The sequence below is a fragment of the Shimia sp. genome (genome assembly GCF_041624275.1).
In the GTDB taxonomy this organism is placed as follows: domain Bacteria; phylum Pseudomonadota; class Alphaproteobacteria; order Rhodobacterales; family Rhodobacteraceae; genus Shimia.
Map to the genome: position 1 here is coordinate 1 of NZ_JBFJVE010000136.1, position 8,795 is coordinate 8,795.

Here is an 8,795-nt window from a genome sequence, read left to right on the forward strand (position 1 = left end):
CCGCCCCGAGACCAGTGCCGAGGCCTATGTGGCGATGGTCGAGGAAAACGAGATCCGGCTCGGCCTGTCGTTTTTCGAACGCGCGCGGATCGTCGTGCAGGCGGTCGATCAGCGGGTCTACGACAGTGAGAAACAGGCGCTGCAGTCCCTGTTTTCCACCGCCCGCGCCGCCAAGCGTTCGAAGATCAAATCCTTCATTCCGCTGGTGCGCGAGCTGGGCGATCTGCTGCGCTTTCCGACCCATGTGCCCGAGAAGCTGGGGCTGATGCTGTCAAGGGCGCTGAGCGAGGATGCGGGCTTTGCCGCCCGTGTGCGCGCCGCCCTCGAGGCCCGCCCGCCCGAGAGCCCCGAGGCCGAGGCGCGGATCCTCAATCAGGCTCTGAAGCGCCCTGCCGAGCCTGTTTCCAAACCGCCCCGCCCCGAGCTGGTGCCGGGGATCGCCCTGTCCTCGGGGCGGGGCCGGGTGGTGCTTGACGGCGACCGGGTGACGCCCGAGTTCGTTGCCCGCCTGCAGGACTGGATCCGCCGCCAGGGATAGGCCGCGCCGCGCGCGGGGCCGACATGCCTGTTGGGCCGGCGGCGGGGACGTGGTTGGGGCAAATGTTTCGCGCGCGAAACTTTTGCCGCTGTCGACGCCGCTGCCGCGAAGGCTGCGCAAGGCGGCAAGGCGCCCTGGATGCCGCCGCATCGCCACGCTTGTTTTGCGCCCCCGCTTTGTCTAATGTTCGGTGGAATTCTAGCAGAAGAAATGCGATTGCCGCCCATTTGGCGGGTTTGATTGAGGGCATTTGCAGGCTGGCCGGGGCCACCCTGTGGCACGGATATTGATTTGGGACGGACCTGGGGATGCTGAGTATTGTCAAAGCGCTGACGCAGACGCAGAAACGTCTGATCCTTCTGACGATTGATGTGCTGATCGTGCCGGTGGCGGTGCTCCTGACGCTGGCGATTCAGGAAAACAGCCTGTCGCTGTCGGGCCCGCTGGGGGCGATCCTGCCGATCCTGCCGCTCTTGGTGATCGCCGCCGGGGCGATTTCATGGTCGCTGGGCATCCCGCATATCCGCCTGATCGCCTATCAGATGTCCTCGCTCGGCAAGACCGGGATCTGTGCCGCCTATCTGGCGGCGCTGGGGCTGGCGCTGTCGCAGCTGACCGGGGCCGGGATCCCGCTGGGCTTCTTCGTGCTCTTCGGGCTGCTGTTCTTCCTGTTCTCGGCGCTGATGCGGCTGGCGATGCTGCGGGTGCTGACCCGGCTTTACCAGCGCGACCAGGCCCGCTGCCGGGTGCTGATCTACGGCGCCGGCAATACCGGCCGCCAGCTGGCGCTGGCGCTGAACTCGCATGAGACCATCCTGCCGCTGGCCTTCGTCGACGACAACCGGGTGTTGCAGGGGCTGACCGTCGCCGGGCTGCCGGTCCACGCGCCGCAGCGCATGGCCGAACTGGTGCGCGACAAGGAGATCCGCCGGGTGCTCTTGGCGATCCCCTCGCTGAGCCGCCCCAAGCAGGCGCGGATCTCGCGCGATCTGGCCAGGCTCGGGGTCGAGGTCCAGGTGCTGCCCTCCTTTGCCCAGCTGATCGGCGAGGACACATTGGTCGATAAGCTCGCCCCGCCGGCCCCGGCCCAGTTCCTCGGCCGCAGCCGGCTTGACGGCGAGGTCACCGGCGGCAGCGACCACTATGCCGGGCGCTCGGTGCTGATCAGCGGCGCCGGCGGGTCGATCGGCTCGGAACTGTGCCGCCAGATCCTCGCCTGCCGGCCGCGCCGGCTGGTGCTGTTCGAACAGAGCGAGCTGGCGCTCTACACCATCGACATGGAGCTGCGCCAGCTGCTCGATCAGCAGGAGGTCGAGATCGTGCCGGTGCTGGGCTCGGTGCAGGATGGCGCCAAGGTGGCCCGCGTCCTGCGCCGCCACGCGGTGCAGGTGGTGTTCCATGCCGCGGCCTACAAACATGTGCCGCTGGTCGAGGACAACCCGCTGGCCGGCCTGTCCAACAACGTGCTCGGCACCCATGTGCTGGCCCGCGAATCCGGCGAGGCCGGGGTCGAGCGCTTCATCCTGGTCTCTTCCGACAAGGCGGTGCGCCCGACCAATGTCATGGGCGCCTCCAAGCGGCTCGCCGAACAGGTGGTGCAGGACCTTGCCAGCCGCTCGCAGACGACGGTGTTCACCATGGTGCGCTTTGGCAATGTGCTGGGCTCCTCGGGCTCGGTGCTGCCGCTGTTCCTCGAGCAGATCTCGCGCGGCGGGCCGGTGACGCTGACCCATGCCGAGGCGACGCGCTATTTCATGACCACCGAAGAGGCGGTGCGGCTGGTGCTCTATGCCGGCTCCTTCGCCGCCGGCGGCGAGGTCTTCGTGCTCGACATGGGCCAGCCGGTGGCGATCCACACCCTGGTGCGCCAGGTGATCGAGGGCTCGGGCTATTCGGTGCGCGACGCGGCCCATCCCGAGGGCGATATCGAGATCGTCGTCACCGGGCTGCGCCCCGGCGAGAAACTGCACGAGGAGCTGTTGATCTCGGGGGCGCATCAGGCGACGCGCCACCCCAAGATCCTGTCGGCGCGCGAGGGCTGCATTTCCGAGATCGAGGTGGCGGCCAGCCTCAGGGCGCTGCGCCAGGCGATCGAGGCCGGCGATGCCGATGCCGCGCGCGCCGTGGCGGCGCGGGTGGTCGAGGGCTACGGGCCGCCGCCGCCGCTGGGCGCGCCGGCGCCGCTGCCGCCCGGCTGGGTCGGCTGAGACCGGGTCAGCCCGCCGCCGCCCGCAGCACCGGGTCGAGGGCGTCGCGGCTGAGGTCGATCGCCGTCGGCAGCCCGATCAGGGTCGCCGCCAGTTCCTCGGTGCCGGGCAGGGCATCGCGCGGCAGGGCGGCGAAATGGCGCATCCGGTGCACCCCGCCCTCGTACCAGCGCCGCCAGTCCATGCCCCGGCGCGTCAGGCGTTCGGTGACGCCCGCGGCCTGGCTCGCGTCGCGGCAGCGCAGCAGCGCATAGGCCGAGCTGACCTCGGGGGTCAGCAGCAGCGCCCCGTCGAGGCCGCAGTCGGCGGCGCTGCGGCGGTAGAGCGCCGCGACCCCGGCCTGGGCCGCCTGGCGTTCGGGCCAGATATCGAGCATCGCCAGGCCGACGGCGGCATGGTAGTCGCTGAGCTTGCCGTTCAGCCCCGGGCTGCGGGTCTCGCGGCCCTCGAGAAAACCGAAATTGATGATCCGCGAGATCTCGGCATAGCCCTCGGCGGCGCCCCAGAGCACCGCCCCGCCCTCGCCGGTGGAAAAGCTCTTGGTGGCATGGAAGCTGAGCGCCAGCGGCACCTGTTCGGAGATCAGGCGATGGGCAAGCACCTGTTCGAAGGCGGCCGCGGCATCGACCACCACGGCAATGCCGGTCTCGGCCCGCAGCCGTTCGTAGGCGGCGAGATCGGGGCGCATGCCATAGGCGGCGACCGGCAGGATCACCCCGCAGCGCGCCAGCTGCGGATGGCGGGCCAGGGCCCGGGGGTCGACGGCCATGGTGGCCGGGTCGACATCGACGAACCAGGGCCGGTAGCCGCAGCGTTCGGCGGCGAGGGCGGTGGCGGGAAAGGTATAGGAGGGGATCAGCGCATGCGGCCGCGCCGCGCTCGCCGGCCCGGCAGTGGCCAGGATCGCCGCCTCCAGCGCCGCGGTGCCCGAGGCGGTGAGGGTCAGCGCCTGTTCGGGCAGGCCGGCGAGGGCGCAGAGCCGCTGTTCCAGCTCGACCAGCAGCGGGCCGCGGTTGGTGTACCAGCGGCTGGCGTCGATCCGCTCCAGATAGGGCGCGATCTGCGCCGCCGATGGCAGCAGCGGGCGATTGACGGGGGGCGGGGCGGTCTTGGGTGGCGGGGCGGTCATCGGGGCTGAACAGCTTGCGGGGTTGCAGGGGCGGGCGCGGGCGGCCCCGGTCCGGCGTGAAAAAATACAGTTATATCAGTTGCTTGCGGAAAAGAACTCCCTGCGGAATGATGTTATCTGGCAACAAATCACCGCACAAGCGGAAATCGCCGCCGGGGCGGGCTGTTCAGGGGCGTTCTGGGGCGGTCAGCGGGGGGGAGGCGGCGAATTCGCCGCTGCGATAGGCCGGGAAATGGCCCCCGGGGGCAAAGGCGGCGCCGGCGAGCCGGGCATAGGCGGCAGGGTCCAGCACCCGGCCGCAGAAAAAGCTTGGCCGGGTGCTGCCGGTCCAGCCGCGCTTGAAGTGGCCGATGCCGGCGCCGCCGGTGGCCGGGGCGCCGCCGAGGTTCAGCACCCGGGCATGGGCCGCCAGCGCCCGGATCGCGAACTCCATCATCGGGTAGGAGACCGCCATCCCGTAGCCGAGGGCGTCATAGGCCGACAGATGCGCATGGGCCCGGGGCCCGTCGACATAGTAGAGGTCGATGCCGGCCAGCCGCCCGCCGATCCGGGCCTCGACGATCAGCGCCCCCGGCACCTGCGCCTGGGCGATCAGGCTGGCGCGGTCGAAGGCGCGGAAATCGCGGATCGCCTTGCGCGCCACCAGGCTGGCGTAGAGATCGGCAAAGGCGGCGGCATCGGCGGCGGTCGGCGCCCGCAGCGCCAGGGTCAGCCCCGGCCGCGGCCGGCGCAATTGCCGGCGGTGGTGGCGCGACGGCGCGGGGGGGGCCGCGAGATCGACGATATATTGATCATTCAGCACCCGGGCGATGTCGAAACGGCGCGCGAAAGCGTCCAGCGGCAGCGGGCAGAACGGGTCGGTGACGAAGCCGAGGGTGACATAATCGCCCCCGTCCTCGGTCCTGTCCTCGGCCAGCGCCGCGAGCAGGGCGGGCCAGTCGTCGCTGCTCAGGAAAGGGTAGGGGCCCATCAGGTCCGCCCTTGCGCTGCCCGGGATCGGCCGCGCGATCAGCGCCGCCGCGCCCCCGGCCAGCGTCACCGGCCGCCCGAGACCGGCGAGGGCCGCCAGATAGGCCGGGCTGCGATAGCCCCGGGCTTGCCCTGCCATGCGCGCGCCCCCCGTATTGCTGCCCGTATTGCCTTCCGTGCGACCCGCCATGCGGCTCTATTCCAGCCGGAAGACATGTTCCGGCGCGCCCTCGAGGGTCTCGCCCGGCCCGGCGACGGTGAGCCCGAGGCAGAAGGCGTCGCTGTCGGCATCGATGAAGCTGCGGCTGCGCAGGCGCAGCATCTCGCCGGCCCGCATCAGCCGTTTGGGCAGCGGCAGGTAGCTGTGGTGCCAGCAGGTCTCGCGGTGGCGCGGCCCGGTGCCGAGGGTCTGCCCGGGTGCCATGTCGAGGTCGAAATGGGCCAGGAAACCGTGGAAACTGCCGTCGGCGTCATAGGCGAACTCGGTCTCGGCGGTGAAGAAGAAGGCCTCGCGGTCCGAGGTCAGGAAATCGAAACTGGCGATGGTCTCGGTGGCGGTCAGCGTGTTGCTGTCGGCCGAGAGGATATAGCGCCGCGGCGCCGCCACCTCGGCGGCGCGCACGACCGAGAAATCGAGCCCGTAGCTGGGCACCTCGTAAAAGCCGTAGCCGCGCTCGCGGTAGAGTTTCTGGCTGTCGACCGTCGACAGCAGGAAGCGCCCGGCGCGCGGCACCACGGTGCCGCCCTTGCGCAGCAGCCGGTCGCGGACATCGACGAAGGCGCGGTAATGGCGCCATTCGTCGAAGAAGGTCATGCCGAAATATTCGCCGATGATGACATCTGCCTGGCCGGCCATCTCGAAGCGCCCGGCATCGCCCTTGACGATCTTCACCGCCCCGAGCCCGTTGGCCCGCGCCAGCCGCTCGGCCCAGTCCGCCATCTCGGTCAGCTCGAGCCCGTGCACCTCGCCCGCCCCGGCCTGGGCGGCGAACATCGCCAGCACGCCCGATCCGGTGCCGACATCGACCACCCGGTCGCCGGGTTTGACCACCGCATGGATGGCCTTCTGGTAGCCGGCGGTGCGGGCATGGTCGACGAGCATGCCGCGCTGGCTTTTCCAGCCGCCGAAGGCCTCCTGGTATTCGATCGGCTGGCGGGTGTCGTCCTGGAGCTGCAGCAGGCCCTGATCGAGCAGCGCCGCCTGCAGCGCCGGGCCCAGCCCGGCCTTTTCGAGGGCGGCGGCATCGCAGGGCACCCGCAATTGCGCCAGCAGCGCCCGGCCGCGGTCGCTGAGGCCCAGCCTGGGGCTGTCTTCCGGCGCGTTTCCCATGGGGCACCTCTTTCGCCTGATCCTCTATCGGCACTAGCAGAGCCCCGGCCCTGTCGCAACTTGCGCATTGCCGCGCCCCCCATTCGGGGCAGGGCAGGGGATGGGGACGGGGGGACGGGAAGGGGCAGGGGGGACGGGCGCGGCGCATTCTTGTGCTTCGCCGCGCCCGCTTCTACCTTGGCGCCATGATCCGCAGCCGCCCCCTTCCCGGCCCTCCTGCCGCCCCGATCGGCGGCTTTCTCGAGCTCGAGCGGCCCGGGCCCGGCGCCCCTGCGGCCGATCTGCTGACCCATTGGCAGGCCGGCGCCGCCCCGGCCTGGGTCAATGCGACCTCGGCGCTGGCGGCGCTGGTGGCGCGGCTGCGCCCGCAGCGGGTCTGGCTGCCGGGCTATCTCTGCGCCGAACTGGTGGCGGCGGCGCCGCCGCCGGCGCGGCGCTTCTTTGCCCTCGGCGATGATCTCGAGCCCGAGATCGCGATGCTCGACGGCGCCCTCGCCCCCGGCGATCTGCTGCTGGCGGTCAATATGTTCGGCCGCGCCCCGGGGCCGGGCTGGCGCCAATTCGTCGCCGCCCACCCCGGGGTCACCTTCGTCGAGGACTGTGCCCAGGCGCTGGACACCGGCGCCCCCGCCTGGGGCGACTGGCGGCTCTATTCGCCGCGCAAGCTGGTCGGGGTGCCCGAGGGCGGTATTCTGGTGGCGGTGAGCGGGCGGGCAAGGGCCATGGCGCCGGAGATTCACCCCGACATGGGCCTGCGGGCCGACGACGGGCCCGGCTGGCGGACCCGGCTGGCGCCGCTCGAGGCGCGCCGGGCGGCGCCGCGCGACAATGCCGCCTGGCACGGGCTGCACCGCGCCGCCGAGGCCAGCCACCGGATCGGCGCGGCGCCGATGAGCCGGCTGGCCCGCGACCTGCTGGCCCGGCTCGACCCGGCGCCGATGAGCGCCGCGCGCAAGCGCAACCATGCCCATCTGGGCCGGCTGCTGGGCGATCATGCGCTGCGCCCCGATCCGGCGCCGGCATGGGCCCCCTCGGGGTTTGCGGTGCAGGTCCCGGCGGCGCGGCGCGACACGGTGCTGGCGCATCTGCACGGGGCCGGGATCTTTGCCGCCGTCCATTGGCGCGCGATCCCGGCGCCGGCGGCCTTTGCCGCCGATCACGCCCGGGCCGCGGGCCTGATCACCCTGCCCTGCGACCACCGCTACGGGCCGGCCGAGATGGAGACCGTGGCCGAGATTTTTCTGGCGGCCTGCCGGTGAATGGGCGATAACGCCCTTTTGAAAAACCCTTTCCGCGAAAGACCCTTGCCATGAAAATCGCCGCCCTCATCGGCATGAAGGACGAGATCGAGCTGGTGCGCGACGCCATCGACCACCTGCGCCGCATCGGTGTCGACCATATCATCGCCAGCGACGGCGGCTCGCGCGACGGCACCGCCGAGGTGCTGGAGGCGCTGGTGGCCGAGGCCGGCGGCGAAGGCATCGAGCTGATGCCCTATGACGACCGCGACCCCGAGACCGACCGCCGTATCGGCGAAGAGGCGCTGGCGCGGGCGCGGGCGGCGGGGGCCGATTGGCTGCTGTTCTGCGATGCCGATGAATTCTGGCTGCCGGCGACCGGCCGGCTGCGCGACTGCCTGGCGCTGGCCGAGGCCGATGTGCTGAATGTCGCCCGCTACAACGTGCCCTTGCTCGAGGATGGTCCGGCCCTGCCCCTGCCGGTCTCGCCGGCCGCCTATCACCAGGTGCTGCTCTATGCGCCGGACGAGGATGTGCGGGCCCGCTACATGCGGCTTCGGGAGGACAGCGAGGCGGCCTGGATCGCCTCGGTGCCGATCGGCAAGATCATGGTGCGCCCGCAGCGGGTCGCCGGCGCCGGCGATGGCGGCCACCGGGCGGTCGCCGCCGCCGGGGTGACCCTGCGCGAGACCCGGCCGGCGGATCTGGTGATCGCCCATGTGCCCTTTTCGACCGCGGCCCGCTTTGCCCGCAAGGTGGCCAATATTGCCGCCGTGGTGGCGGCCAGCGGCGACAGCTGGGACGAAGGCTCGGCCTGGCACTGGCGGCGCTGGCTGGACAGTGTCTCGGGCCCCGGCGGCATCGCCGCCGAGATGGCGCGCAACCGCATCGACCGGGCCGAGCTGGACCGGCTGCGGGCCGGCGGCGTGGTGCGTTCGGCGGCCGATCTGCTGAGCGATCAGGCGGCGCCGGCGCGGTAGGGCGGGAAATAGGCCGCCCCGCGGTCGGCCCCGGCCGCCTGGCACAGGCGGTCGAACAGCGCCGGGCGGTAGACCTGGTGCAGCGCCCGCAGCGGGTGGGCGTCGATATTGAAACGCAGCTTCATCCGGTGCAGCCCGTCCCCGGGCCGGCCATAGCCGCCGATATTGACGAAACGCACGCCGCGCCGGCGCAGCGCGGCGCAGGCCTGCAGGATCAGCCAGCCCTGCAGGGGCCGCCCGGACGGGCTCGAGCCGGCCAGGTGCAGCTCGGCCCGCTGGCCCCTGATCCAGCCCAGATGGGCGGCCTCGATGCGGCCCGCGACCTCGGCCCCGAAGGCCACCGAGGCCTCGGCCGCGAACCAGCGCCCCAGGGTCGCGGCGTCAAAGAGCGGCGCCGCGCCGGC

Annotated in this window: 7 protein-coding genes and 1 pseudogene; 4 read left to right on the plus strand and 4 right to left on the minus strand. The window is 71.6% G+C overall.

Going from position 1 to position 8,795, the window contains the following annotated elements:
* Window positions 1–538: pseudogene (locus ABZD10_RS11005) on the plus strand (hypothetical protein); the annotation flags it as partial.
* Window positions 539–846: 308 nt separating this feature from the next.
* The gene (locus tag ABZD10_RS11010; RefSeq protein ID WP_372886492.1) at window positions 847–2,745 is read left to right on the plus strand and encodes a polysaccharide biosynthesis protein; all 1,899 of its coding nucleotides are present in this window, start codon (window positions 847–849) and stop codon (window positions 2,743–2,745) included.
* A gap of 7 nt (window positions 2,746–2,752) precedes the next feature.
* On the opposite strand, the gene ABZD10_RS11015 is transcribed toward ABZD10_RS11010, so the two are convergent.
* The 3 genes from ABZD10_RS11015 to ABZD10_RS11025 all read right to left on the minus strand — a co-directional run bounded on the left by ABZD10_RS11015 (window position 2,753) and on the right by ABZD10_RS11025 (window position 6,173).
* On the minus strand, window positions 2,753–3,874 hold the full coding sequence (locus ABZD10_RS11015; RefSeq protein ID WP_372886493.1) for a DegT/DnrJ/EryC1/StrS family aminotransferase: 1,122 nt from the start codon (window positions 3,872–3,874) through the stop codon (window positions 2,753–2,755).
* 166 nt (window positions 3,875–4,040) lie between these two features.
* Window positions 4,041–4,982 carry a GNAT family N-acetyltransferase gene (locus tag ABZD10_RS11020; protein WP_372886495.1) on the minus strand — a complete coding sequence of 314 codons (942 nt, stop codon included), beginning with the start codon at window positions 4,980–4,982 and terminating at the stop codon, window positions 4,041–4,043.
* Window positions 4,983–5,039: 57 nt separating this feature from the next.
* Entirely contained in the window at window positions 5,040–6,173 is a 1,134-nt protein-coding gene (locus ABZD10_RS11025) for a 50S ribosomal protein L11 methyltransferase (protein ID WP_372886497.1), read from the minus strand.
* A gap of 152 nt (window positions 6,174–6,325) precedes the next feature.
* Here ABZD10_RS11025 and ABZD10_RS11030 point away from each other — a divergent pair, with 152 nt between their 5' ends.
* Both ABZD10_RS11030 and ABZD10_RS11035 read left to right on the plus strand, forming a co-directional pair.
* The gene (locus ABZD10_RS11030) at window positions 6,326–7,432 is read left to right on the plus strand and encodes a hypothetical protein (RefSeq protein ID WP_372886499.1); all 1,107 of its coding nucleotides are present in this window, start codon (window positions 6,326–6,328) and stop codon (window positions 7,430–7,432) included.
* Window positions 7,433–7,482: 50 nt separating this feature from the next.
* Window positions 7,483–8,391 carry a glycosyltransferase family 2 protein gene (locus ABZD10_RS11035; RefSeq protein WP_372886500.1) on the plus strand — a complete coding sequence of 303 codons (909 nt, stop codon included), beginning with the start codon at window positions 7,483–7,485 and terminating at the stop codon, window positions 8,389–8,391.
* Here ABZD10_RS11035 and ABZD10_RS11040 read toward each other — a convergent pair.
* Window positions 8,370–8,795: hypothetical protein (locus tag ABZD10_RS11040; RefSeq protein WP_372886501.1), on the minus strand; the 426-nt coding region annotated here is incomplete at its 5' end. The genes ABZD10_RS11035 and ABZD10_RS11040 overlap by 22 nt on opposite strands.

What these genes read in the sequence shown, in the direction of transcription:
- ABZD10_RS11020 (WP_372886495.1), bottom strand. Translation starts at nt 4,982, where the DNA reads ATGGCAGGGCAAGCCCGGGGCTATCGCAGCCCGGCCTATCTGGCGGCC.
- ABZD10_RS11025 (WP_372886497.1), bottom strand. Translation starts at nt 6,173, where the DNA reads ATGGGAAACGCGCCGGAAGACAGCCCCAGGCTGGGCCTCAGCGACCGC.
- ABZD10_RS11015 (WP_372886493.1), bottom strand. Translation starts at nt 3,874, where the DNA reads ATGACCGCCCCGCCACCCAAGACCGCCCCGCCCCCCGTCAATCGCCCG.
- ABZD10_RS11035 (WP_372886500.1), top strand. Translation starts at nt 7,483, where the DNA reads ATGAAAATCGCCGCCCTCATCGGCATGAAGGACGAGATCGAGCTGGTG.
- ABZD10_RS11010 (WP_372886492.1), top strand. Translation starts at nt 847, where the DNA reads ATGCTGAGTATTGTCAAAGCGCTGACGCAGACGCAGAAACGTCTGATC.